The sequence below is a fragment of the Enhydrobacter sp. genome, from assembly GCA_025808875.1.
In the GTDB taxonomy this organism is placed as follows: domain Bacteria; phylum Pseudomonadota; class Alphaproteobacteria; order Reyranellales; family Reyranellaceae; genus Reyranella.
The window spans coordinates 3,656,857-3,680,128 of sequence record CP075528.1 but is presented as its reverse complement, the minus strand read 5'-3'; the positions used below and the strand labels follow the sequence as shown (position 1 = coordinate 3,680,128).

Genomic DNA, 23,272 nt, shown 5'->3' with positions numbered 1-23,272 from the left:
AGAAGGCGACTTTTCCGCTTTTTCCTGAATCAGTACATGTAGATCGAATCGGTGTAGGGCCAGCCGTACGGGAAGCCGGACGCCCAGGGCGCCCAGTTCCAGCTGAAGTCGTTGAGTGCCTGTGCGGTCGTCGCCCGCTCGTCGGCGAGGTTCCGCTCGAACATCATCCGGCGATAGGCGGAATAGGCCTTTTCGTTGCCGATGTAGAGGCAGACGCAAACCGTCGGGTCCGGATAGATGTAGATCAGCCGGTCGCCCTTGATCTCCTTGAGGAAGCGGTGCGGCGGCAACTGGCGGAAGAGGGCTTGGCGCTCGGGCGTGTTGGCGGGCAGGAAGCGGAAGCCCGCGGCGATCATCAGATCTTCCTTCTTGGCCACAGCGTCGAAATTGTCCCTGCTGCAGGCGGTCAGCGCCGCACAGAGACCGAGGGCCACCAGTATCCGACCGAAACCGCGCATGTACTCCCCCATTTCCTGAAGCCGCATCATAGCCGATCGCGTCATCGCCCGCTCCATTTCGGCGCGCGCTTGGAAAGGAACGCCTCCATGCCCTCGCGAAAGTCGGCGCTGCCGTAGGTCGCGCGGATCAGGTCGTCGATGTCGGCTTCGCCCATCTTTTCCTGCAGGCGGCGCAAGGCCTCCTTGGTGACCTGCAGGGTGATGGGTGCATGGCCGGCCAGGGTTCTTGCCAGTTCCATGGCGCGCGCGTGCAGCGACGCGACATCGGGCAGCAGCTCGCTCACCAGCCCGATCGACAGGGCGGTTTGCGCGTCGACCAGCTTCGCAAGCAGGATCATCTCCTTCACGCGTTGCGGCCCGACCAGGGCGACGAGGCGGGCGTAGTTGCCCATGGAGAGGCAGTTGCCCAGCGTGCGGGCGATGGGGAAGCCGAACTGCGCGCCTTGGGCGGCGATGCGGAAGTCGCAGACCGCGGCGATGGCGGCGCCGCCGCCGGTGCAGAAGCCGGCGATGGCCGCCACCGTCGGCACCCGGCAGCGCTCGACGATGCCCAGGATGCGGTCCATCTTGCGCTCGTAGGCGATGCCGTCCTCGCCGCTCTCGAAGTCGCGAAACTGGGCGATGTCGGTGCCGGCGGCGAAGGCCTTGTCGCCCGCGCCGGTGACCACCAGCGCCTTGACCTCGCCCGCGCCGGCGATCCGCTCGCAGACTTCCGCGAGCCCCTCGTACATGGCAAAGGTCAGCGCGTTGCGGGCCTGCGGGCGGTTGAAGGTGATCCAGCCCACGTCGCCGCGCTTGTCGTAGAGCAGTTCTTGGGTCATGTCAGAAGCCACCATGGCATTGGAACGACTCCTCAAGGGCTTCGCGGATTTCCGCCTGGGATACTATCGCGAACATCTCAATCTGTTCGAGAAACTCGCAACCGAGGGCCAGTCGCCCGAGATCCTGATCGTGGGCTGCGCCGATGCGCGCGTCGATCCCGGCATCCTGACGCAGACCAGGCCGGGCGACATCTTCACTGTGCGCAACGTGGGGGCCATGGTGCCGCCGGCCCAGCTACCGCCCGACCAGCGGCACCACGGCACGTCGGCCGCCATCGAGTTCGCCGTGCGCGGCCTCAAGGTGAAGCACATCGTCGTGCTGGGGCACGCCTTGTGCGGCGGCATCGCCGCGCTGGTCGACGGAGCGGCCGGTCAGTTCGCGCATTTCGACTACATGTCGACCTGGACCAGCATCGCCAAGGAGCCGCGCGACCTGCTGCTGCGCGAGCTGGCAGGACGGCCGCGCGGCGAGATCCTTCGGGCGATGGAGCAGGCAGGGGCGGTCAACAGCGTACGCAACCTCATGACCTTTCCGTGGATCGCCGAGCGCGTCGCGGCGGGGTCGCTGGTGCTGCATGCCTGGTGGTTCAACCTGACCGAGGGTCAGCTCTACGCCTTCAACACCGACGCGGCGGCCTTCGAGCCGGTCCTCGGCGTCCAGCTCCAGCCGGCGGTAGTGGCGACCACGGCGCTGTCGGCGATCGCTCCCGAACGTCTCGTGGCGCGGCTCGCCGGACACAAGCCCGCATTCTGACTCTTCGATAGCCGTCGAAGGCAGGGGGTCGAACGACGCTCCGATGCAGACGGCGTCGGCATCGGCCGGAATCCATCGACCCTATTAGGCCGTCCGCTGCTCGCCGACGTAGAATGCACCCATGAGCGTCATGTCCGGTCGCGATGGAGAGTGCGGCGCGGGGAGTTTCTGCAATTCCTGCATCGGGGTTTCCGTTTCGCGAGCCCCTGCCTGGCCGTCTTCCCGACGCGCCGCCGCGACTTTCCGGCCTTTCCGCCACGGAAACATGTTCGTGTGCGTACGACGTCCCGCCCGGTGTCCACGCCGGCGTCCCGGGAAATGTCCCGCCAAGTGTCTCACCGTGTGTCCCAGAAAGTGTCCATGGGACGGGAGGTGGCGCACGGTGGGACACTCGGGCCGAAAAGCCTTGTGCCATCGGCGTCGGAGGTGTCCCAACCGGATGGGACAGTGGGACAGTTTGGGACACCCGGACAGGCAGCGGAGCGACCGCTACATCTGGGCGGGCGCCGAATTGATTCCCGTTTTCCAGTTCGGCCGGCCCAACATCCTGGCGTTGGGTCAGAGGTGTCAGGCCTCGCCGGCCAGCGAGCGGATCGCGGCATCGACGCCGCCCGGCGCGAAGGGCACGCCGGCCGTTTTCATCGCCAGTTCGGTCGTGGCGAGACAGCCCAGCAGCATCGGCTCGTTGAGATCGCCCATATGACCGATGCGGAAGACCTTGCCCATCAGCGGCCCCAGCCCGCCGCCCAGCGACAGGTTGTAGCGTTCCAGCGCGACCTTGCGCATGAGGTCGGAACTGTGGCCTTCCGGCATCATGATCGTGGTCACGGAGTTGGAGAGCCGATCGGTCGTTTGGCCGAAGAGCTGCGGACCCCGGCCGTCGGCGCCGCCGTTCGGGCCGCCCCAGGCACGCACCGCGGCGCGCGTCGCTTCGGCGAGCCGGGCGTGGCGGGCAAAGGTGGCGTCGAGCCCTTCCTCCTCCAGCATCTTGATAGACTCCTGGAGGCCGAAGAAGAAATGGACCGGCACGGTGCCGATGAAGCGCTGCGGCTTGCGGGCGGCCATGAGTTCCCAGCTGAAGTAGTATTTCGGCAGTTTGGATTTGCGCGCCACCGCCATCGCCTTGTCGCTGACCGCGGTGAGGGCGAGACCGGTCGGCAGCATCAGGCCCTTCTGGCTACCGCCGACGGTGAGATCGATGCCCCAGGCATCCATCTTGTATTCCATCGAGGCGAGCGAGGAGATGGTGTCGGAGAGCAACAGGGCCGGATGCCTCGCCTCGTCGAGGGCGCGGCGGATCTCCTGCATCGGCAGCACCATGCCGGTCGCGGTCTCGTTGTGGACGGCAAGCACGGCCTTGATCTCATGCGCCTTGTCGGCGGCGAGGCGCTCGGCGAGTCGCGCGATGTCGACGCCCTTGCGCCAATCGGCCTCCACCGTCTCGACCCTGACGCCGACCTGGCGGGCCATGTCACCCCAGCCCATGGAGAAGTAGCCGGTCTCGACCACCAGCACTGTGTCGCCGGGCGAGAACAGGTTGGCGATCGCGGCCTCCCAGGCGCCGTGCCCGGTCGAGGCGTACATGAACAGCGTCTGGTCGGTCCTGACGATGCGCTTCACGCCGGCATGGACGGCGTGCTGGATCTCGAGGAACTCCGGCGACATGAAGTCCAACACCGCGCGGTCCATGGCGCGCAGGATGCGGTCGGGAATGTTGGTGGGGCCGGGATTGTTGAAGAACTGGCGTCCGCGCGGCTTGGCGTTGACCTGGGAGGATGGTGCGGCGGGCGCTGGGGCGTTCACTTTTCTCGGGGCTCCGATCAACAGAAGTATCGGACCGTAGGTCCGCCGCCCTTGGCGGGACAAGCGAGGCTTGCGATGCTCTGCCATTAGCTGAGTGAGGGCAAATGACCACCGCGCCGACCAATTCCGCCATCATCGCCGACTACCGCGCCCGCACCCCGGGCTCCGGCGCACTGTACGAACGCGCCCGCAAGGTGCTGCCGAGCGGCATCACCCACGACGCGCGCTATCTCGACCCCTATTCGATCCACGTCGCGCGGGCCAAGGGGCCGCGCAAGTGGGACGTCGACGGCAACGAGTACGTCGACTATTTCGGCGGCCACGGTGCCATGCTGCTCGGCCATTCGCATCCCGCCGTGGTCGAGGCGGTGAAGCGGCAGATGGATTCCGGCACGCACTACGGCTCGAGCCATGAGCTCGAGGTGCGCTGGGCCGAGCTGGTGGGCGAGCTGATCCCCTGCGCCGAGAAGGTGCGCTTCACCGCCTCGGGCACCGAGGCCTCGCACATGGCGATCCGCCTCGCCCGCGCCTTCACCGGCAAGGACAAGATCGTGCGCTTCACCGGCCACTTCCACGGCTGGCACGACAACGTCGCCGCCGGCGCCACCTCGCACTACGACGGCACGACCACGCCGGGCGTGCCGCAGGGCGTGGCCGACCTCACCATCCTGATGCCGGCCGACAACATCGACGCCGTCGTGAAGCTGATCGAGACGCGCGACGACATCGCCGCCGTCATGTTCGAGCCGTCGGGCGCGTCGTGGGGCCAGGTGCCGCTGCCGCCGGGCTTCGTGCAGGCGGTGCGCGATGTCACGAAGAAGCGCGGCGTGGTCATGCTGATGGACGAGGTGATCACCGGCTTCCGCTGGTCGTCGGGCGGGGCGCAGAAGGCGCTGGGCGTCACGCCCGACCTCTGCATCCTGGCCAAGATCGTCGCCGGCGGGCTGCCGGGCGGCGCGGTCGCGGGCAAACGCGAGCTGCTCGACCGCATCGACCATGCGGCGACGGCGGCCAGGGGCCAGGAGAAGATCGCCCATCCCGGCACCTACAACGCCAACCCGCTGTCGGCCGCGGCCGCCGTCGTGGCGCTGTCGCTGGTGCGCGACGAGGACCTTGCCGAGAAGGCCAACAAAACGGCGGCCGAGCTGCGCTCCGCGCTGCGCCAGGTGCTGATCGAGGAGAGCGTGCCGTGGGGCATCTACGGCCAATCCTCGACTTTCCTGATCTATCCCAACCCGTCGGGCGATCCGGTCGATCCCCGGACCTTCGATGCCCAGAAGGTGCCGTTCGCCAAGCTCAAGGGCGCGCGCGGCGCCGGCAACCTCACCGGCAAGATCCGCATGGGGCTGATGACCCACGGCGTCGACATCATGGCCGCCCCCGGCGGCTTCGTGTCGGCGACGCACGGCGGCGCGGAGATCGAGAAGACGGTGCATGCGCTGCGCCAGACGGTGCGGGCCCTGAAGGCCGAGCGCGAAGTGAAGGTGGCTTGATGTACGGTCTGACGAAGCCGGTCTCCGCGACCGAGTTCACGCGGTTGCCGGAGAAGTTCCGCAAGAAGCGGCGCTCGGCGTGGGGCGACGCCAATGCCGTCGGCATGGAGCTCGATTCGTTTCTCGAGGGACCGAGCTTCGACCGCGGCGGCAACCTCTACGTCACCGACATCCCTTTCGGGCGCGTGTTCTGCGTCAGCCCGGCGGGCGACTGGACCCTGGTCACCGAGTATGACGGCTGGCCGAACGGACTGAAGATCCACAAGGACGGCCGCGTCTTCATCGCCGACTACAAGCGCGGCATCGTGCTGCTCGACCTCGCGAGCGGCGCGGTGACGCCGCTGATCGAAACCCGCGCGTCGGAGAGCTTCAAGGGGGTCAACGATCTCTTCTTCGCGGCCAACGGCGATCTCTACTTCACCGACCAGGGCCAGACCGGCCTGCACGATCCGACCGGTCGCGTCTATCGCTACGAACCGTCGGGCCGGCTGACGATGCTGGTGAACACGGTGCCGAGTCCCAACGGCATCGTCATGAACAAGGCCGAGACCGTGCTCTATGTCGGCGTGACGCGCGGCAACGCGGTGTGGCGCCTGCCGCTGATGGCCGACGGCATGGCGAGCAAGGTCGGGCTGTTCATCCAGATGTCGGGCGGCCACGCCGGGCCCGACGGCATGGCGCTCGACGAGGAGGGCGGGCTGGTGGTGGCGCATCCCAGCACGACCGCCTGGCGCTTCGATCATCTCGGCCGGCCGACGCACCATGTCGATTGCGGCGACGACATTTTCTGCACCAACGTCGCCTTCTCGGGCCGCGATCTCTACGTCGTGAACTCGCGGCCGAGCGCCAAGGTGCCGGGCGGCACGATCCTCAGGGCGACCATGCCGGTCGCCGGCAAGAGGATGTTCTCGCATGCCTGAGATCAGCGCGGCCCCTTGCCGATGTGCGCGATGGCCTCGATCTCGACCTTGATCTCGGGCGAGGCCAGGGCCGCAACCTCGACCAGGGTGGAGGCCGGGAAGTTGCCCTTGAAGACTTCGGCGCGCGCCTTCCAGACCTTGGTGTTGTTCTTGATGTCGGTGACGTAGATCGTGACCTTGACCACGTCGGACATGGCGCCGCCGGCGGCTTCGACCAGGCCCTTGATCTTGCCGAAGATCACCTTGGCCTGCTCGTACTCGTCCATCTTGTCGAGGTTGTCGGCGCCGCGCGCCACCATGCCGGAGATGTAGGCGATGCCGTCGACGACGAGGCAGTTGGACCAGCGCTCCGGCGGCGGCTCGGGTGCGGCGGGCGATGTGACGCGGCGGATGGTCATGGACGTCTCCTTTCCCTGGTTGGCGCGATTATAGTGCCGCGATGAGCCTCCTGGGAAAGCGAGAAGAACTGTTGGCCGGCCTGGCGCGCGGCGAGAGCCTGCCGGCGCGCTGGTACACCGCCCCCGCCGTCGCCGAGCGCGAAATCGAGCGCCTCTTCCGCCGAAGCTGGCACTACATGGCGCCTCTGTCGGAGCTGGCGGCGGTCGGCGACTACGTGACCGGCCATGTCGGCAGCATTCCCGTCGTCGTGCTGCGCAACGAGGCGGGGCTCGCAGCCTTCGTCAATGTCTGCCGCCATCGCCGCCACGAGGTGATGAAGGGCCGCGGCAACGCCCGCACCTTGCGTTGCGGCTACCATGCCTGGACCTACGACCTCGCGGGCGGCCTCAGGGCTGCGCCGCGCACAGCGGCCGAGCCGGGCTTCCGGGTCGAGGACTATCCGCTGCTGCCGCTGCGCGTGGAGACACTCGGCCCATGGGCCTTCATCAACGCCGACGCCGGCGCGCCGCCGCTCGTCGCGCGCTATGGCGGCCTGCCGGCGCTCATCGAACGCACCGGCATCGATCTCGGCACGCTCCGGCTGCACTCACGCACCGAATGGGATTCGGACGCCAACTGGAAGACGATGCTCGAGAACTATCTCGAGTGCTACCACTGCCCCATCGCCCATCCGGGCTTCAGCGCCGCCATCGACGTGCGGCCGGATGCCTATCGCGCCGAGGCGCGGGGCTGGATACTCAGCCAGGCCGGCCGGGTGCGCGACGAGGCGCTGGCGGGCCGGGCCCGGACCGGGCTCTACGATGTCCGCGGCGACGTGGCGGAGGCGCAGTATCACCTGCTGTTTCCGAATCTCACCCTCAACGTCAATCCGGGCTTCCCGAACCTGTCGCTCGACGTCTGGATGCCGGACGGGCCGGGGCGCACCAAGGGCTTCAGCGAGCAGTACTTCGCGCCCGGCGTCGACGAGGGCTTCGCGCGCGACCTGATCGAGTTCAACCGCCAGGTCGGCGAGGAAGACGATGTGCTGACATCGTCGGTGCAGCGCGGCCTCGCGGCGGGCATTCCCGAACGCGGCCGCTTCCTGACCGGCGCCGAGGAACTCGTCGGCCGGTTCCAGAGGATGGTGGTGGAGGCGGTGCTGGGCTGAGTGCGGCGCGATCAGGCAATGCGCGTCTGCGCCGCCTCGAAGAGCTGACGGAAGTCGTCGAGCACGAAATAGGTGCCCTGCAGCCTGTCGATCGTGTAGGGCCGGCGCATCACGCTCGTCGCCTCGAACGGCAGATGCTCGACATCCTTGCCTTCGATCGCGTGCTTCACCTCGGCTGCCGAGGAGAGGATGCCGGCGCCGTAGGCCTTGAGGCCCTTGCGCGTGCGGATCAGGCCGAACTCGACCGTGTACCAGTAGAGCCGGGCGAGCAGGTCGATCTTCGATCCCGCCTCGACGCCGCGCCGGCCGTAGAGCTGCATGTAGTCGGCGAAGACCGGCAGGCTGAGCAGCGGCACGTGGCCGAAGAAGTCGTGGAAAAGGTCGGGTTCGACCAGGTAGTCGAGTTCGGCGCGCGTGCGGATCCAGACCGTCACCGGGAATCGCCGGTGCGCGAGATGATCGTAGAAGGCAGCGTCGGGGATGAGGCCCGGCACGCCGACGAGGCGCCAGCCGGTCAACGGCTCGAGCCGGTCGCTCACCGCCTCGAAGTCGGGGATGCGCGCGCCGATGCCGATCGTCTCGAGGCCCTCGAGGAACTCGTCGCAGGCGTAGTGGCGCGCGAGCGCGGTCTGGCGGTCGAGCAGGAGGCGCCAGACTTCCTGGTCTTCCGTCGAGTAGCGGGCGTGCTGCGGCACCGTCCAGTCGGACGCCACGTCGGCATAGTCGCCGCGCAGGTTGGCAATCGGGGCACTGTGCATTCGCTCAGTATGGGGCGGCAGCGCTGAGGGAATCCGCGCGAAGTGGGAGTCCCGGAGGGATGATTTTGGAGCTATTCTTCCTGTTTCGGCTTCTGAGTAGGGAAAATGCCCATGATCGAGTTGGACGACATCGATAAGCGCATCGTGGCGGCCCTGCAGGCCGACGGCCGTCTCGCCATGGTCGACCTCGCCGACAAGGTCGGCCTCTCGCCCACGCCCTGCCAGCGGCGGGTGAAGCGCCTGGAGGAGGACGGCGTGATCGGTCGCTACGCCGCGCTTGTTTCCCCGCCCGCGCTCGGGCTGGCGCTGCAGGCGCTGGTGCAGGTGACCCTCGACGATCATTCGGAGAAGACCGTCGAAGCCTTCGAGATGGCGATCCGCGACAGATCGGAGGTGATCGCCTGCTACGCCGTGACCGGCGACATGGATTTCCTGCTGCACGTGCTGGCGCCCGATCTCGAGAGCTTCAGCGCATTCGCGATGAAGGCGTTGTTGCGCATGCCTGGCGTCCGTGGGACCCGCTCATCCTTCATCATGCAGGCGGTGAAGAGCGAGCTCGCCTGGGCGCCTCAGCCTTCGCTCAAGGCACGTAAGTAAAGCGCGCGGTCGATGTTGCCGCCGCTCAGGATCAGGCCGACTCGGCGGCCCTTCATCTTGTCGCGCTCCTGGGCGAGGGCGGCGAGCGCGGCCGCGCCGGCGCCTTCGGCGAGCTGGTGCGTGTCCTCGTAGTAGGCACGCATCGCCGCCATCACTTCGGTGTCGCTCACTTGGCAGATGCGGTCGGCACCCTCGAGGATCACGGCGAGCGCCTCGGCGTCGGGACCGCGCACCGCCATGCCGTCGGCCAAAGTATCGGCGCTGTTGGTCGGCACGAGCCTGCCGGCGGCGAAGGAGAGGGCATAGGCCGGCGCCCCGGTCGAAACAACGCCGACCACGCGGGTCGTGGGACTGAGCGCATCGCGCGCGGAGATGACGCCGCAGATGCCCGAGCCGAGTCCGATCGGCACATACACCGTGTCCAGGGGCGGGGCGGCGCGAAACAGCTCGAGCGCGTAGCTCGCGACGCCGGCCACCAGATCGCGGTGGAACGACGGGACCATGGTAAGCCCGCGCTCGCCGGCGAGCTGCGCCGCCGTGTCCTTGGCCGCATCGAAGTCGTGCCCTGCCTCGACCAGCTCGGCGCCGAAGGCACGCATGGCGGCGTTCTTCTCGTTCGAATTGCCGTGCGGCACGACGATGATGGCGGCGATGCCGACCCGGGCGGCCGCCAGCGCGATGCTCTGGCCGTGATTGCCGCGGGTGGCGCTGACCACGCCCTTCGTCGCGGGCGCACGCTCCTTGAGCCGTCGCATGTAGACCAGCCCGCCGCGCACCTTGAAGGCGCCGATGGGCGTGTGGTTCTCGTGCTTCACCCAGACCTCGCAGCCCGTGCGCTGCGCCAGCAGCGGCCAGGCATACTGCGGCGTCGGCGGCATGGCGGTGTGCACGATTTGCGCGGCTTGTTCGATCTCCGTGAGCGACAACATGGCGGCACTTTGGTCTAAGATGCGACCCGTTCCAATCGGAGTAGTCAATGCCGATCCTGCCGCGTGCGCTTGAAGTCCAGGGCGAAATCGCCGCCATTCGTCGTGACATCCATGCCCATCCCGAGCTTGCCTACGAGGAGCACCGCACCTCCGACATCGTCGCGGCCAAGCTGCAGGAATGGGGCCTCGAGGTGACGCGCGGGCTCGGCAAGACCGGCGTCGTCGGCACCTTGCGCAAGGGCAACTCGGTGAAGTCGATCGGGCTGCGCGCCGACATGGATGCGCTGCCGATGGACGAAACCAACGATTTCGAGCACCGCTCGCAGAACACGGGGCGCATGCATGCCTGCGGCCATGACGGCCACACCGCCATGCTGCTGGGCGCCGCCAAGCTGCTCGCCGAAAAGCGCGACTTCGAAGGCGCGGTGCACTTCATCTTCCAGCCGGCCGAGGAGGGCGGAGGCGGTGGCAAGGCGATGATCGACGACGGGTTGTTCGACAAGTTCCCCTGCGATGCGATCTTCGCCATCCACAACAAGCCCGGCCTGCCGCTCGGCATGATCGCCAGCAAGCCCGGCCCGCTGCTGGCGGCGGCCGACCGCTGGGATCTGCGCATCACCGGCACGGGCGGCCATGCCGCCCATCCGCATCTCAGCGCCGATCCCCTGGTCGTGGCGTCCAACCTGGTGCTGTCGCTGCAGACCATCGTCAGCCGCAACATGGATCCCTTCGCCAACGCCGTCGTCACCGTCGGTTTCGTCAAGGGCGGCTCGGCCTACAACGTGATTCCGACCGAAGCGCATGTCGGCGGCACGACCCGCACCACCAAGCCCGAGGAACGCAAGCTCGCCGAGAAGCGCATCCGCGAGATCTGCGACGGTGCCGCGCGCATGTACGGCGTGAAGATCGACGTCGAGTACCGCTACGGCTACCCGCCGACCATCAACAACGCCCAGCGCGCCGCCTTTGCGATCGACGTGGCGGCCGGCGTCTGCGGGCCTGACAAGGTGCGCGACAACGTGCAGGCGAGCATGGGTGCCGAGGACTTCTCCTACATGCTGGAGAAGGTGCCGGGCGCCATGGTCTGGCTGGGCAACGGCGGCCTCGACGGCCAGGGTGCCGGCCTCCACAACTCGCGCTACGACTTCAACGACATGGCGATCCCGTTCGGCGTCAGCTTCTTCGTCCGCACCGTCGAACGCTTCCTGGGGGAGCAGGCAGCGACCTGACCTGAATGGAGTTCTTCCGCGTCTACGGCCGGGTCATCGGCCTGCTGCATGCCGAGCGCGGGTTGGCGATCGTGCTGGCCGTCGCCAACGTCGTGGTGGCGGCGCTTCAGTTCTACGAACCGGTTCTGTTCGGACAGGTCGTCGACCTGCTGTCGAGCGCCCGCGACAAGAGCACGGAGACGCTGTGGCGCGAGGCCGTCCACCTCCTCGTCCTTTGGGCCGCGGTCGGCATCGGCGGCATCGTCGCCAACATCGTGGTCTCGCTCCAGGCCGATCGCATGGCGCATCGGCGGCGACTGGGTGCCATGGCGAGCTACTTCGAGCATGTGCTGGTACTGCCCTTCGCCTTCCACAATCTGCAGCATTCGGGCCGGCTGCTGAAGATCATGCTGACCGGGGTCGACCATCTGTTCGGCATCTGGCTCTCGTTCTTCCGTGAGAACCTCGCGACCTTCGTGGCCCTGTTCGTCATGCTGCCGCTCAGCCTGTTCATGAGCTGGCAGCTTGGCCTGCTGCTGATCGTGCTCATCGTGTTCTTCGCCGTCGCCAATGCCTGGGTGGTGAGCAGGACGGATCGCCTGCAGGCTCAGGTCGAGGAGTATCACAGCGAGTTGGCCGGCCGCGCCGGCGATGCTCTCGGCAACGTCCATCTGATCCAGAGCTTCGTGCGACTGGCGGCGGAAGCGGGCGAGATCCACCGCATCATTGGCCAGACGCTGGCGGCGCAGTATCCCGTCCTCAACTGGTGGGCCCTGCTCTCGGTGCTGACGCGCGCCGCTTCGACCGTCACGGTGATCCTGATCTTCGTGCTCGGCACATGGCTCTATACGCAGGGCAAGGCGAGCGTCGGCGAAATCGTGAGCTTCATGGGCTTCGCCACCCTGTTGATCGGCCGCATGGACCAAGCCTCCGGGTTCGTCAGCCGCATCTTCTTCCAGATGCCGGCGCTGGCCGACTTCTTCCGCGTTCTCGATACCCAATCGACGGTTCAGGATCGGCCCGGGGCGCGCGATGTCGGGCGGCTCCGTGGCGCGGTCGAGTTCGACGACGTGAACTTCTCCTACGACGGCAAGCGCCCCGCGCTGGTCCATCTCTCGCTCCGGGTTCCCGCCGGCTCGACGGTGGCGTTCGTCGGACCCACCGGAGCGGGCAAGAGCACCGCCTTGTCGCTGCTGCACCGCATGTGGGATCCGCAATCGGGTGCGATCCGAATCGACGGCATCGACCATCGCGACATCAGGCTCGAGTCGCTTCGCCGCAACATCGGAGTGGTATTCCAGGACTCGACCATGTTCTACCGCTCGATCGCCGACAACCTCCGGATCGGCAAGCCCGATGCCGGCCGGGCCGAGATCGAGCAGGCGGCCCGGCTCGCCGAGGCGCACGACTTCATCCAGCGCCAACCCCAGGGCTACGACACCCTGGTCGGCGAACGCGGCGCCACCCTCTCGGGCGGCGAGCGCCAGCGCCTGGCCATCGCCCGTGCCCTGCTCAAGGACCCGCCCATCCTGATCCTCGACGAGGCGACCAGCGCGCTCGACGCGGTGACCGAGGCGCGTATCCAGAAGGCCCTGAAGGTGCTGATGAAGGACCGAACCACCTTCATCATCGCCCATCGGCTGTCGACCATCCGCGAGGCCGACCAGGTGGTCGTCTTCGAGCACGGCCGGGTGGTCGAAAGCGGGGGCTATGACGCCCTCCTCGGCAGGAAGGGAGCCTTCGCCAATCTCGTCGCCACCCAACGGGCTGGCATAGAATCTGCCTGATATCCCCTTGGCGGCCGCGCGGCGTCCGCCTAAGAGTCCGCGCAGGGAACCGCACCGAGGGGGCATTCGATGAGCAAGTGGATGAAGTGGCTGGGCGGCGCGGCGGCTGCCGCGATGGCGCTCGGCGGCGTGCCGGCGCAGGCGCAGACGGCGATCAAATTCACCCTCGACTGGGTCTTCCAGGGTCCGACGTCGCCGTTCCTGGTGGCGCTGGAGAAGGGCTACTACAAGGCCGAGGGGCTCGACGTCACCATGGATCCGGGCCAGGGCTCGGCCGGCGCCGTCCAGCGCGTCGCGACCGGCGCCTACCAGATCGGCTTCGCCGACGTGAACGCCTTGATCGAGTACAATGCCAAGAATCCCGGCAAGGAAATCCTCTGCGTGTTCATGGGTTACGATTTCCCGCCGTTCGGCGTCTATGCCCTGAAGAAGAGCGGCATCAAGGGGCCCAAGGACCTGGAAGGCAAGAAGCTCGGCGCGCCGGTGTTCGACGCCTCGTTCCGTCTCTTCCCGGCCTTTGCCAAGAAGAACGGCATCACCAAGTGGGAGCACGTCAACCTGACACCCCAGCTACGTGAGCAGAGCCTGGTGCAGGGGACCGTCGACTTCATCTCCGGTCACTACTTCTCGTCGATGCTCGATCTCAAGGCCCGCGGCGTGTCGTTCGACGACATCGTCGCCATGCGCTACGTCGACTACGGCATGGACGTCTACGGCAATGGCATCATCGTCTCGCCGGAAATGGCGCAGAACGAGAAGGCCGTGAAGGGCTTCATCGCCGCCACGATCAAGGGCTGGAAGGACGTCATCGCCGACAACAAGGTCGGCATCGCCGCCGCCAAGAAGCGCGATCCGCTGATCAACGAGGCGCTCGAGACGGAGCGCCTGCAGCTGTCGCTGCAGACCAACATCTTCACGCCGTACGTCAAGGCCAATGGCATGGGCGACGTCGATCCGGCGCGCTTTGCGCGGTCGGTCAAGGACGTGTCCGATGCCTACGGCCTGCCGAAAGCGCCCGATCCGGCGAAGGTCTTCTCCGGCAAGTACCTGCCGCCCAAGGCCGACCGGATGGTCGCCAAGTAGTGACCTTCGTCGATCTGAAGGGTGTCAGCCTCACCTACAGACTCGGCAAGGAAACGACACTCGCCCTCGCCGATGCCACGTTCGGCATCGACAAGGGCGAGTTCATCGCCGTAGTTGGCCCATCGGGCTGCGGCAAGTCGACCATCATGAAGCTGGTCACCGGCCTTTTGCCGGCAACCAGCGGAGAGGTGCGTGTCGGCGGGCAGAGGGTGACGGGCCCGATCAAGGGCGTCGGTATGGCGTTCCAGAACCCGACCTTGATGCCGTGGCGCACTACCCTCGACAATGTCCTGCTACCCATGGAGGTGGTCGAGCCGCACAAGCGGCGTTTCCGCAGTCATCGCGCCGAGTACGTTGGTCGCGCCATGAAGCTCCTCGGAACGGTCGGGCTCGCCGACTTTGCCGAGAAGTACCCTTGGCAACTCTCGGGCGGCATGCAGCAGCGTTCCAACCTCTGCCGCGCGCTGATCCATGAGCCCGAGCTCCTGATGCTCGACGAGCCGTTCGGCGCGCTCGATGCCTTCACCCGCGAGGAGTTGTGGGGTGTGATGCAGGCGCTGTGGATCGAGAAGCGCTTCACGGGAGTGCTGGTGACCCACGACCTGCGCGAGGCGGCGTTTCTCGCAGACACAGTCTATGTAATGAGTCGGCGGCCGGGCCGCATCGTTCTCAGCAGGAAAATCGACATTCCCCGGCCACGCACGCTGGCGACAACCTTCGAGCCTCACTTCGTCGATATCGTCCACGAACTGCGCGACCGCATCCACCAGGAGCATTCATGACCGCCGACATCCGGCGCGAGGCACTGAGGCACGCCATGCCCTGGCTGGTCATGGCCGGCCTGCTGATCGTATGGGAGATCGCCTGCGTCGTGTTCGACGTGCCGGAGATCATCCTGCCGCGTCCGAGCAAGATATTCGTCGTGTTCTGGGAGCGCCTCGACATCCTGCTTCGGTTCTGCTGGGACACGCTGTGGACGACCCTCGTCGGCTTCCTTATGGCGATCGCGGGCGGCCTGTTGCTCGGGCTGGCGATCGGCGCCTCGCCGTTCGTCTATTCGGGCCTCTATCCGCTGCTGATCGCGTTCAATGCCATTCCGAAGGTCGCGATCGTGCCCATCCTGATGATCTGGGTGGGCGTGGGCGCGCTCCCGGCCATCATCACTGCTTTCGTCATCAGCTTCTTCCCGATCGTGGTCAATGTGGCGACCGGCCTCGCCACGATCGAGCCCGAAATGCGGGACGTCCTGCGCAGTCTCGGCGCCACGCGCACCGAGATCCTGACCAAGGTCGGCATTCCGCGCGCCATGCCCTATCTCTTCGCCAGCCTGAAGGTCGCGATCACGCTCGCCTTCATCGGCTCGGTGATCTCGGAGACGGTGGGTGGCAACCGCGGCATCGGTTTTTTGATGCTGTCCGCCGGCGCCCGAAACGACGCCCCCACCACCTTCGCCGGCCTGTTCGCCATCGCCATCATGGGTGTGCTGATGTACGCCGTCTGCGCGTTGGTCGAAAAGCGCATGACGCGCTGGGCGTTCCGCGGCGAGATCGTGAGCTGACACTCCCGCGGGAGGCGCACTCCTCGGCCCCTCCCCGCGCGATGGAGAGGGGCCCTGCCGGCATCATTTCGCGGCGAGCTCGCCGGCTTCCTTGCGGACGGTGTTGACGGCGGCCCGCGCGGCCTGCGCCATCAGGCCGGAATCGTTGGCGATGGTCACGAACCGGAAGCCCTTGCCGATCATCTTGGCGGCGTAGGACGCCGTGCCGTTGTGCAGGCCGGCGAACAGGTTGCGCTTCTTGGTGGCGGCAAGGAGTTTGTCGTAGATCGCCATGATCTGGGGCTCCTCGCGATCGAGCATCGGCTTCAGGCCAAGCGAGAGGCCGAGATCGGACGGGCCGACATAGATGCCGCTGATGCCCGGCACGTCGAGGATGGCGTCGATATTGTCGATCGCCTCCTGCGTCTCGATCATGGGGATGACGAGCACCTCGTCGTTGGCGATCGCCTGATAGGGCGTCGCCTCGCCGTAGGCACCGGCGCGGATCGGGCCGTTGGAGCGCTTGCCCTTGGGTGGATAGAGGCAATAGGAAGCCAGCGCCTTGGCCTCTGCGGCATTGTTGACCATCGGGCAGATCACGCCCCATGCGCCGCCGTCCAGCACCTTGCCGACGATGCCGGGCTCGTTCCACGGCACGCGCACCAGCGGCGTGACGGGATGGCGGTCCATCGCCTGGAAGCATTGAACCATGGAGAGGTAGTCTTGCACGCCGTGCTGCATGTCGACGGTGACGCTGTCCCAGCCGCACTGCGCCATCGTCTCGGCCGAGAAGCCGTTGGGAATCGCCAGCCAACCGTTGACGCAGGCCTTGCCCGCCTGCAGGCGTCGTTTCAGCATGTTCACCGACATTTTTGCGTTTCCTCGCTCGCGTTGATCGCGGTCGAGTTTACACAGCGGCGGAGAGATGGGTGACGGTTTTGTCGTTGAGTGCGGGCCGCCTGGCGGTCGATCTGGCGCCATCCGCCGGAGGGTCCATCCTGCGCTTCACCGTCGATGGTGCCGATATCCTGAAGCCCGCGGCGGCGGGCACGGTCGATTCGGGACGCGGCAACGAGGCGGCATGCTATCCGCTCGTTCCGTACTCCAATCGCATCGCGAATGGCCGTCTCGCCTTCGGCGGTCGGCGCGTCGAGGTCGAGCCGAACTGGCCCGGCATTCGGCATCCCATGCACGGTGACGGCTGGTCGGCGGCCTGGCAGGTCGAGCACGCCGATGAGAGCACCGCCGATTTGCTCTACGTCCACGACGGCCGGTCCGGCTGGCCCTTCCGCTATCGGGCCCGGCAAACCTTCCGGCTGACCGGCGATGCGTTGACCGTCGCCATGACGATCGACAACCGTGAACCGCATGCCGTGCCGGCGGGCCTCGGCCTGCATCCCTTCTTCGTACGCGATCCCGATACGCTTCTGACGACCCGTGCGCGCCTGGTATGGCTCGCCGACAAGGAAGTCCTGCCGGTTCGACAGGCGCCGCTGCCGCCGCACTGGGACTTCGCCAATGGCGGCTCGGTCGAAGCGGCCGCGCCGCTCGATAATTGCTTCGAAGGCTGGGATGGGCGTGCCGTCGTCGTCTGGCCGGGCCGGCGGATCCGCCTGCACCTCGAGGCCAGCGACCTGTTTCGTTGCCTCGTGATCTTCGTGCCGCCGGGCAAGCCGTTCTTTTGCGTCGAACCGGTGAGTCATCCCAACGGACAGGTGACGCGGACGTTGCTGGCGGCCGGAGGCCGGCGCGCCGGTCACGTCGCTTTCCGCATTTCCACGCCATGAGGTAGCCATGCCAGACTTCGCGATCTATCCCAGCCTCGAAGGCCGTTCGGTCTTCGTGTCCGGCGGCGGCAGCGGCATCGGTGCTTCGATCGTCGAGCACTTCGCCCAGCAGCGTGCCAAGGTGGCCTTCGTTGACATCGACGAGGCCGCGTCGACGGCATTGGCGGCCAAGACCGGCGCGCTCTATCGGCACTGCGACATTCGCGACGTGGCGGCCTACCAGGCCGTTCTCGACGAGATCGCCCGAGCCCATGGCTCGATCACCGTTCTGGTCAACAACGCCGCGCGCGACGATCGCCACAAGCTCGAGGAGGTGACGCCGGCGTTCTGGGACGAGCGGATCGCGGTCAATCTGCGCCACGCTTACTTCGCCATCCAGTCGGTCGTTCCCGGCATGAAGCGGGCGGGCGGCGGTTCGATCGTCAATTTCAGTTCGGTCAGCTATCACGTCATGACCCCGAACCTCTCCGTCTACCAGGCAGCCAAGGCCGCGGTGATCGGCATGACGCGCGGCTTGGCGCGCGATCTGGGACCCGACGGCATCCGGTTGAACGCCATCACCCCGGGCTGGATCATGACCCAGCGCCAAATCGATCTCTGGCTGACGCCCGAGTCCGAGAACGCCCTGATAGCGGCGCAATGCCTCAAGGAGAAAGTCTATCCGCCTGACATCGCGCGCATGGTGCTATGGCTCGCCGCCGATGACAGCCGGTTGGTGACCGCACAGAACTTCACCGTCGATGGCGGCCGATCGTAGTGGCGTCGATCGCCGATCCGACCTGGCGCCGCATCTCCTGGCTGATCCTGGGGATCGGATCGCTGATCGTGGCCGGCGGCCTCGCGCTGGGCTGGGGCAGCTTGCGGCTGGTGCTCTACGGCGATCGTGCCGACGGCCGTGTCGTCGAGATGGTGCGCGAAGACGACATGTACGCGCCGGTCGTGCAGTTCCGACAGCGCGACGGCACGCTCCTGCAGGTGACTGACCTGGGCAACGGCGTCCCGGACTTCGCGGTCGGCGATCGCGTCACCGTCTTCTATGCGCCCGATGATCCCGGCCGCTTCAGGCTCGACACGTTCGGTCGCCTTTGGGAATCGGCGGTGCTTCTGGCGGGCTTCGGTTGCTTCTGGCTGATCTTCGGCGGCATCGCCTGGGGCCTCTCGACCGGCGCCGATCTACCGGTCTTGGGGGAACGCGCCTTCGCCTTCATCGCCGCGGCGGCGGGACTGGTCGGGATCCTGGCCACATGGAACGCGCTGTCGCTCTATGCCGGTGGAACGCATACCGAGGGCGTCGTCGTCGAAATCCGCGAAAGCCGCTCCGTAGAGCGTGAGACGTCGGTATCTTCGACAGGCCGCGAAACGAGTCGTAGCGTCGAGCGCACGACTCACACGCCGATCATCCGCTTCCGCACGCAGCAGGACCGCGAGATCGAATTCTTCGGACGCGGCGGCACGGGCGCATCCTTCGAGGTGGGGGAGCGGGTGCCGGTCGTCTACGATCCGGCGGATCCGATGCATGCCCACATCGTGTCCTTTGCCAATTTGTGGCTTCCCGCGGCGATCTGCTGGGCGATCGTGCTTCTGTTCGGCGGCGCCGTCTGGTTGTCCCGGCGGTCACGCAGGGCTGCGCCCACATAGGTGTCTTCCTGCGAGTTCCGCCTGTCCGCCGGAAGACGGACAGTTTCGGCCCTTGCGGACTTTCCGACACTCATGCGCCAGCGAGACATCCGGGTGAATAATCAGTCGGATCAAGGGCTTGTGATGTCTCGCGCGATGAGACATCGATGACACATCGGCCTGTGGATGAGTGGACTCGCTGGACTCCGGGGACGATGAGGATTCGTGGACGAATCGCCTCGGAGGCCGATGCCATCGGCATCCGGCCCGTCCACGGCGAGTGGACGCACCGAGGACGCAGCGCACGCCAATGGCCGACGAGTATCCGTCCCCGACGGCAGGATTCTAGAGATCGGCGCCCATGATCCAGTCGGCGAGCAATGCGGCGAGCTCGCGCGGCCGTTCAAGTGGTGCCATGTGACCGCAGTCCTCGATCACCTCGAAGCGTGCGTATGGCAGATGCCGGGCCATGCGCGCGGTTTCGTCGAAACTGCGCAACCGGTCCTGGCGGCAGGCCACGACCAAGGCCGGACATCGGATACGCTCGAGGTCCGCATAGCCGTCGCACCGGACAAGGGCGGCTTGACGCTTGCGTACCTCGGGACCGAGTCGGCGCTGCATGCTGCGCAGACGATCGAGCAGCGCGGGATCTCGCTCGCGATCCGGATGCAGGCCGGCCGCGACGCCGTTGGCGCGAGGTGGGAGGTTGCCGGGCCTGCCGCCCGACTGTCGCGCGATCCGCTCGGCTTCGGAGTAGCCACGTGCCGAGGAAGCGACGAAGGCGACTCCGGTCACGCGCTCGGGCGCCATCAGCGCGAGCACGCGTGCCACGAAGCCGCCCATGGAGAAGCCGATGAGCACGAACCTCTCCGGCGCTCCCCCCAGCACGCGCCGGGCCATGCCCTCGAGCGTATCGTCGGCATAGACGTTGCCGTGGTGCAGAGCGCCCAGTCGCTCGAGGTCGTGCGCCATGTCGGTCCACAGGTCGGCGTCGCACATGAAACCGGGCAGGAGGACGAGATGCCGTGTCACGCTTCGAGGCGCCACTTGCGCAGGGTGATGAAGCGGGCTGCCGCAAGTCCCACCGCCATGGCACCAACCACGAAGCCCGCCAGCACCGCCGATTCGAGGCCGCGGGTCACATCGCCCGTGGCGAACAGCACGATCGCCTGGAAGGCATAGATTCCGGGCACCATGATGATGATGCCGGGCACGGTGAGCGCCATGCGCGGTTCGTGCAGGTGCGGCCGCAGCCACGACGCCAGCAGGCCGACGGTCAGGGCGCCGATGAAAGTCGCCAGCGGCAGGGCCATGGCGTGATCGTGCAGCGCGAGCCGAACTCCGTTGCCGATCAAGGCGAGCCCGCCGACCACCAACACGGTGCGCGACGAACTGTTGTAGAGGATGGCGAAGCCGGCGCCGCCCAGGAAGCAAGCGACGGCGCGCAGCAGATATGTGGCAGCGTCGACAGGCGGCGGCGGTGCGTCGGAGATACCGGGAGGCACGATGGCCGCAACGATGGAGAGGCCGAGAGCGGCGGCGAGCAGTATGAAGAACGCGTAGCCGAGCCGCACGAGGCCAGCGACGGTCTGATGCTGGATCAGGTCGAGCAGGGCGGCGACCAGCGGGAAGCCCGGCACCAGGAACAGCGCCGCCGCGATGAAACCCGCCGCGCCGAGCGGCGGCATCCCGCCGCGCTCCAGCAGAACGGCGGCCACGGTGTAGAGGCCGGCGGCGATGGCGGCGCAAAGCGCGGTGACGGCATACTGATTGAGCCGGCCGCGTGCCAGGAAGAGGCGCAGCAACTGCCCGAGGCTCCCCGCCGCGAACGCGGCGAAGACGCCAGAGGGATTGCCGCCGTTGAGATAGGCGAAGGCGCCCGAGGCGACGCCGACGGCAAGCGAGACCACGACGGCCGGCCGCAACGGTTCGGCGGCGGCGATGGCATCGAGGTCGGCCGCCAGGGTTCGAGTCGTCAGATCTTCCTTGGCATCGCGCGCCAGCCGTTCGAGGGCACCCAGCCGCCATGCGTCGATGCCGGGCGGGCCATTGTCGCTCGCCAGCGTCACGTGCATGCCATCGCGCCAGGCGGTCGCGACCATGCCGTCGACCGAGATGTGTACGACTAGACGCTCGATACCGAGCCGGGACGCCACCGTCTCCATCCATTCGCGGACGCGAAAGGCGGCACTGCCGGCCTGCAGCATCATGCTGCCCAGCCGCATCGACGCTTGCAGGGCTTCGTCGAGGGACGATACGGCGTTCAAGCGTTGTGCAGGCCCAGGACCTCTGCCGTCTCGGCGCGGACCCGCTTGAGCAGTGTGGCGTCCTGCCTGAGATCATGGCCGTAGGACGGGATCATCTCCTTGAGCTTGGGCTGCCAGTGACCGACGAGCTGCTGGTGGAAGCAGTTCTCCAGCATGTGGACCATGATCCACGCCGCCGTGGATGCGCCCGGCGAGGCGCCGAGCAGCGCCACGATCGAGGAGTCGGCCGACGATACGATCTCGGTACCGAACTCCAGTGTGCCCGTGCGCAGGCGGTCCTTCTTGATGATCTGGACACGCTGGCCGGCAACGGAGAGCTCCCAATCCGCCTCCCTCATCTCGGGATAGAACTCGCGCAAGGCCTTGTAGCGATGGCTCGAGGTCTGAAAGACCTGCCCCATCAGGTACTCCTCGAGCGGGAAGTTGTCTCGCGCGACAGCCAGCAGGGGCAGGATGTTGGCAGGCCGTATCGACATCGGCAGGTCGAAGAACGAGCCGTGCTTGAGGAACTTGGTCGAAAAGCCGGCGTAGGGGCCGAACAGCAGCCAGCGCTTGCCGTCGATGATTCGGGTGTCGAGATGGGGTACCGACATCGGCGGCGATCCCGCCGCCGCCATGCCGTAGACCTTGGCGACGTGGCGATCGACCACCTCGGGCTTGTCGCAGCGCAGCCAAATCCCGCTCACCGGGAAGCCGGCAAAGCCGCGCGACTCGGGAATGCCGGATTTCTGCAGGAGCGGTAGCGCACCGCCACCCGCTCCCAGGAAGACGTAGTGCGTGTCGATCGACCGCTTCTCGCCGGTGGCCTCGTTCTTGACGTCGACGCGCCAGCCGCCGCCAGGCAGGCGATGGAGATGTTCGACGTGCTGCGAGAAGTGCACCGAAAAGCGGTCCTGCTTGCGCAGATAGTCCAGCAGGTTTCGGGTCAGCGCGCCGTAGTTCACATCGGCCCCGTTGACGATGTGCGTGGCGGCCACCGGCTGGCCAGGGTCGCGGCCGCGCATGACCAGCGGCGCCCATTCGGCGATCTTCGAATAGTCCTCGGAATACTCCATACCGTGATAGCAGGGGTGGGCGCTCATCGCGGCGTGACGCTTCTTGAGAAAAGCCTGGCGGTCGCCTCCGATCACGAAGCTCATATGCGGCACGGGATGGATGAAGCTGTCGGGCGAGGCGATGGCGCCTTTCCTGATCAGGTACGACCAGAATTGCCGCGACAGGTCGAACTCGACGTTGACCTCGAGCGCCTTGGCGATGTCGATGCTGCCGTCGGCGCGCATCGGCGTGTAGTTCAGCTCGCAGTTGGCGGCGTGGCCGGTGCCGGCGTTGTTCCAGGCGCCCGAGCTCTCCTGGGCCTCGCCCGGCATGCGCTCGATCATCTCGAGCCTGAGGTGCGGCTGCAGCTCCTTGAGAAAGACGCCGAGCGTGGTGCTCATGATGCCGGCGCCGACCAACACCACGTCGACTTTGTCGTTGGTCATCGATCGACCTCTCCCGCCTTGAAGGGGACCTCGGCGCCCGGCCCCAGCACCACGTAGATGCGCCGCCAGGGCTCCTCGTCGATCAGCCGCCAGGAATGGCCGCCGCCCGAAGTGTCCTCGGCCAGCAGGACGACACCGGGCTCGAGGGTGAAATGCTGCTCGGCCCGCGTCTGGAAATCGAGCGTGCCGCTCAGCGTGATCACCAGTTGGCGCACCGGCGCCGTGTGCCAGTCGAAGGTGCCGCCCGACGCCGTTTCCTGCATAGATACCGAGATCGCCGGGATCTTGCCGCTCAGCAGATCACCGCGGGTGCCACCACCGAGGGTGATCCAGCCCTCCTCGAAATGCGATTGCTGGTCGTCCCCCGTCCATATGCGGATACAGCGTATCATTGCCCTGCCACTCAACTCCCCAATCGCAGCGTAG

The 23,272-nt window shown here is 66.9% G+C and carries 24 protein-coding genes; 13 read left to right on the top strand and 11 right to left on the bottom strand.

From position 1 onward, the window contains the following. Positions 1-29: 29 nt before the first annotated feature. A complete protein-coding gene (locus KIT25_18300; GenBank protein UYN93982.1) occupies positions 30-503 on the bottom strand; it encodes a hypothetical protein in 474 nt (157 codons plus the stop codon). After that, the gene (locus KIT25_18295) at positions 500-1,294 is read right to left on the bottom strand and encodes an enoyl-CoA hydratase/isomerase family protein (GenBank protein UYN93981.1); all 795 of its coding nucleotides are present in this window, start codon (positions 1,292-1,294) and stop codon (positions 500-502) included. The genes KIT25_18300 and KIT25_18295 overlap by 4 nt, the downstream gene beginning before the upstream one ends. Here KIT25_18295 and KIT25_18290 point away from each other — a divergent pair. Beyond that, positions 1,293-2,033, top strand: a complete 741-nt coding sequence (locus tag KIT25_18290) for a carbonic anhydrase (protein UYN93980.1) — start codon at positions 1,293-1,295, stop codon at positions 2,031-2,033. The genes KIT25_18295 and KIT25_18290 overlap by 2 nt on opposite strands. A gap of 567 nt (positions 2,034-2,600) precedes the next feature. Here the strand turns inward: KIT25_18290 and KIT25_18285 are convergent. Continuing rightward, positions 2,601-3,923 (bottom strand): aminotransferase class V-fold PLP-dependent enzyme, encoded by a 1,323-nt coding sequence (locus KIT25_18285; GenBank protein ID UYN93979.1) that lies wholly within the window; start codon positions 3,921-3,923, stop codon positions 2,601-2,603. A 17-nt stretch (positions 3,924-3,940) separates the two neighbouring features. Here KIT25_18285 and KIT25_18280 point away from each other — a divergent pair, with 17 nt between their 5' ends. Both KIT25_18280 and KIT25_18275 read left to right on the top strand, forming a co-directional pair. Further along, a complete protein-coding gene (locus KIT25_18280; protein ID UYN93978.1) occupies positions 3,941-5,329 on the top strand; it encodes an aminotransferase class III-fold pyridoxal phosphate-dependent enzyme in 1,389 nt (462 codons plus the stop codon). Further along, positions 5,329-6,249 (top strand): SMP-30/gluconolactonase/LRE family protein, encoded by a 921-nt coding sequence (locus tag KIT25_18275; GenBank protein ID UYN93977.1) that lies wholly within the window; start codon positions 5,329-5,331, stop codon positions 6,247-6,249. Before KIT25_18280 ends, KIT25_18275 begins: the two co-directional genes overlap by 1 nt. A 2-nt stretch (positions 6,250-6,251) precedes the next feature. Here KIT25_18275 and KIT25_18270 read toward each other — a convergent pair whose 3' ends face one another. Next, the gene (locus KIT25_18270) at positions 6,252-6,647 is read right to left on the bottom strand and encodes a RidA family protein (protein ID UYN93976.1); all 396 of its coding nucleotides are present in this window, start codon (positions 6,645-6,647) and stop codon (positions 6,252-6,254) included. A 41-nt stretch (positions 6,648-6,688) separates the two neighbouring features. Here KIT25_18270 and KIT25_18265 point away from each other — a divergent pair, with 41 nt between their 5' ends. Then, a complete protein-coding gene (locus tag KIT25_18265) occupies positions 6,689-7,795 on the top strand; it encodes an aromatic ring-hydroxylating dioxygenase subunit alpha (protein ID UYN93975.1) in 1,107 nt (368 codons plus the stop codon). Between the two features lie 11 nt (positions 7,796-7,806). Here the strand turns inward: KIT25_18265 and phhA are convergent, their stop codons facing one another. Then, positions 7,807-8,553, bottom strand: a complete 747-nt coding sequence (gene phhA / locus KIT25_18260) for a phenylalanine 4-monooxygenase (GenBank protein ID UYN93974.1) — start codon at positions 8,551-8,553, stop codon at positions 7,807-7,809. A 105-nt stretch (positions 8,554-8,658) separates the two neighbouring features. Here phhA and KIT25_18255 point away from each other — a divergent pair, with 105 nt between their 5' ends. Further along, a complete protein-coding gene (locus tag KIT25_18255; protein UYN93973.1) occupies positions 8,659-9,150 on the top strand; it encodes an Lrp/AsnC family transcriptional regulator in 492 nt (163 codons plus the stop codon). Here the strand turns inward: KIT25_18255 and KIT25_18250 are convergent. Continuing rightward, positions 9,123-10,079, bottom strand: coding sequence for a threonine dehydratase (locus KIT25_18250; protein UYN93972.1), 957 nt, complete (start codon positions 10,077-10,079; stop codon positions 9,123-9,125). The two genes, KIT25_18255 and KIT25_18250, sit on opposite strands and share 28 nt — an antisense overlap. A 47-nt stretch (positions 10,080-10,126) precedes the next feature. Between KIT25_18250 and KIT25_18245 the strand changes: the two genes are divergently transcribed. The 5 genes from KIT25_18245 (at position 10,127) to KIT25_18225 (ending at position 15,715) form a co-directional block, all read left to right on the top strand. Continuing rightward, positions 10,127-11,308: an amidohydrolase gene (locus KIT25_18245; protein ID UYN93971.1), complete on the top strand. Its 1,182-nt coding sequence runs from the start codon at positions 10,127-10,129 to the stop codon at positions 11,306-11,308. A gap of 5 nt (positions 11,309-11,313) precedes the next feature. Beyond that, positions 11,314-13,074 carry a glucan ABC transporter ATP-binding protein/ permease gene (locus KIT25_18240; protein ID UYN93970.1) on the top strand — a complete coding sequence of 587 codons (1,761 nt, stop codon included), beginning with the start codon at positions 11,314-11,316 and terminating at the stop codon, positions 13,072-13,074. Positions 13,075-13,155: 81 nt separating this feature from the next. Then, positions 13,156-14,157, top strand: a complete 1,002-nt coding sequence (locus tag KIT25_18235) for an ABC transporter substrate-binding protein (protein ID UYN97982.1) — start codon at positions 13,156-13,158, stop codon at positions 14,155-14,157. Then, the gene (locus KIT25_18230; protein UYN93969.1) at positions 14,157-14,939 is read left to right on the top strand and encodes an ABC transporter ATP-binding protein; all 783 of its coding nucleotides are present in this window, start codon (positions 14,157-14,159) and stop codon (positions 14,937-14,939) included. Before KIT25_18235 ends, KIT25_18230 begins: the two co-directional genes overlap by 1 nt. After that, a complete protein-coding gene (locus tag KIT25_18225) occupies positions 14,936-15,715 on the top strand; it encodes an ABC transporter permease (GenBank protein ID UYN93968.1) in 780 nt (259 codons plus the stop codon). The genes KIT25_18230 and KIT25_18225 overlap by 4 nt, the downstream gene beginning before the upstream one ends. 63 nt (positions 15,716-15,778) lie before the next feature. On the opposite strand, the gene KIT25_18220 is transcribed toward KIT25_18225, so the two are convergent. After that, positions 15,779-16,552 (bottom strand): 2,4-dihydroxyhept-2-ene-1,7-dioic acid aldolase, encoded by a 774-nt coding sequence (locus KIT25_18220; protein UYN97981.1) that lies wholly within the window; start codon positions 16,550-16,552, stop codon positions 15,779-15,781. A 71-nt stretch (positions 16,553-16,623) separates the two neighbouring features. Between KIT25_18220 and KIT25_18215 the strand changes: the two genes are divergently transcribed. From KIT25_18215 to KIT25_18205, 3 genes are read left to right on the top strand one after another with little or no spacing between them, the layout of a single operon-like run. After that, positions 16,624-17,481, top strand: coding sequence for an aldose 1-epimerase (locus KIT25_18215; protein UYN93967.1), 858 nt, complete (start codon positions 16,624-16,626; stop codon positions 17,479-17,481). Positions 17,482-17,488: 7 nt separating this feature from the next. Beyond that, positions 17,489-18,238: an SDR family oxidoreductase gene (locus tag KIT25_18210; GenBank protein UYN93966.1), complete on the top strand. Its 750-nt coding sequence runs from the start codon at positions 17,489-17,491 to the stop codon at positions 18,236-18,238. Continuing rightward, positions 18,238-19,119 carry a DUF3592 domain-containing protein gene (locus tag KIT25_18205; GenBank protein UYN93965.1) on the top strand — a complete coding sequence of 294 codons (882 nt, stop codon included), beginning with the start codon at positions 18,238-18,240 and terminating at the stop codon, positions 19,117-19,119. Before KIT25_18210 ends, KIT25_18205 begins: the two co-directional genes overlap by 1 nt. A gap of 324 nt (positions 19,120-19,443) precedes the next feature. On the opposite strand, the gene KIT25_18200 is transcribed toward KIT25_18205, so the two are convergent. Genes KIT25_18200 through KIT25_18185 form a run of 4 tightly spaced genes read right to left on the bottom strand, consistent with a single transcriptional unit; the run spans position 19,444 to position 23,238 of the window. Beyond that, positions 19,444-20,130, bottom strand: coding sequence for an alpha/beta fold hydrolase (locus KIT25_18200; GenBank protein ID UYN93964.1), 687 nt, complete (start codon positions 20,128-20,130; stop codon positions 19,444-19,446). Further along, positions 20,127-21,365, bottom strand: a complete 1,239-nt coding sequence (locus KIT25_18195; GenBank protein UYN93963.1) for a threonine/serine exporter family protein — start codon at positions 21,363-21,365, stop codon at positions 20,127-20,129. Before KIT25_18195 ends, KIT25_18200 begins: the two co-directional genes overlap by 4 nt. After that, a complete protein-coding gene (gene mqo, locus KIT25_18190) occupies positions 21,362-22,846 on the bottom strand; it encodes a malate dehydrogenase (quinone) (protein ID UYN93962.1) in 1,485 nt (494 codons plus the stop codon). The genes KIT25_18195 and mqo overlap by 4 nt, the downstream gene beginning before the upstream one ends. Then, a complete protein-coding gene (locus KIT25_18185; protein UYN93961.1) occupies positions 22,843-23,238 on the bottom strand; it encodes a hypothetical protein in 396 nt (131 codons plus the stop codon). Before KIT25_18185 ends, mqo begins: the two co-directional genes overlap by 4 nt. Positions 23,239-23,272: the final 34 nt, after the last annotated feature.

Excerpts from the sequence above, each read along its gene's own strand:
- KIT25_18300 (UYN93982.1), bottom strand. The coding sequence starts at position 503 with ATGACGCGATCGGCTATGATGCGGCTTCAGGAAATGGGGGAGTACATG.
- KIT25_18290 (UYN93980.1), top strand. The coding sequence starts at position 1,293 with ATGGCATTGGAACGACTCCTCAAGGGCTTCGCGGATTTCCGCCTGGGA.
- KIT25_18295 (UYN93981.1), bottom strand. The coding sequence starts at position 1,294 with ATGGTGGCTTCTGACATGACCCAAGAACTGCTCTACGACAAGCGCGGC.
- KIT25_18285 (UYN93979.1), bottom strand. The coding sequence starts at position 3,923 with ATGGCAGAGCATCGCAAGCCTCGCTTGTCCCGCCAAGGGCGGCGGACC.
- KIT25_18280 (UYN93978.1), top strand. The coding sequence starts at position 3,941 with ATGACCACCGCGCCGACCAATTCCGCCATCATCGCCGACTACCGCGCC.
- KIT25_18275 (UYN93977.1), top strand. The coding sequence starts at position 5,329 with ATGTACGGTCTGACGAAGCCGGTCTCCGCGACCGAGTTCACGCGGTTG.
- KIT25_18270 (UYN93976.1), bottom strand. The coding sequence starts at position 6,647 with ATGACCATCCGCCGCGTCACATCGCCCGCCGCACCCGAGCCGCCGCCG.
- KIT25_18265 (UYN93975.1), top strand. The coding sequence starts at position 6,689 with ATGAGCCTCCTGGGAAAGCGAGAAGAACTGTTGGCCGGCCTGGCGCGC.
- phhA (UYN93974.1), bottom strand. The coding sequence starts at position 8,553 with ATGCACAGTGCCCCGATTGCCAACCTGCGCGGCGACTATGCCGACGTG.
- KIT25_18255 (UYN93973.1), top strand. The coding sequence starts at position 8,659 with ATGCCCATGATCGAGTTGGACGACATCGATAAGCGCATCGTGGCGGCC.
- KIT25_18250 (UYN93972.1), bottom strand. The coding sequence starts at position 10,079 with ATGTTGTCGCTCACGGAGATCGAACAAGCCGCGCAAATCGTGCACACC.
- KIT25_18245 (UYN93971.1), top strand. The coding sequence starts at position 10,127 with ATGCCGATCCTGCCGCGTGCGCTTGAAGTCCAGGGCGAAATCGCCGCC.
- KIT25_18240 (UYN93970.1), top strand. The coding sequence starts at position 11,314 with ATGGAGTTCTTCCGCGTCTACGGCCGGGTCATCGGCCTGCTGCATGCC.
- KIT25_18235 (UYN97982.1), top strand. The coding sequence starts at position 13,156 with ATGAAGTGGCTGGGCGGCGCGGCGGCTGCCGCGATGGCGCTCGGCGGC.
- KIT25_18225 (UYN93968.1), top strand. The coding sequence starts at position 14,936 with ATGACCGCCGACATCCGGCGCGAGGCACTGAGGCACGCCATGCCCTGG.
- KIT25_18220 (UYN97981.1), bottom strand. The coding sequence starts at position 16,552 with ATGCTGAAACGACGCCTGCAGGCGGGCAAGGCCTGCGTCAACGGTTGG.
- KIT25_18210 (UYN93966.1), top strand. The coding sequence starts at position 17,489 with ATGCCAGACTTCGCGATCTATCCCAGCCTCGAAGGCCGTTCGGTCTTC.
- mqo (UYN93962.1), bottom strand. The coding sequence starts at position 22,846 with ATGACCAACGACAAAGTCGACGTGGTGTTGGTCGGCGCCGGCATCATG.
- KIT25_18185 (UYN93961.1), bottom strand. The coding sequence starts at position 23,238 with ATGATACGCTGTATCCGCATATGGACGGGGGACGACCAGCAATCGCAT.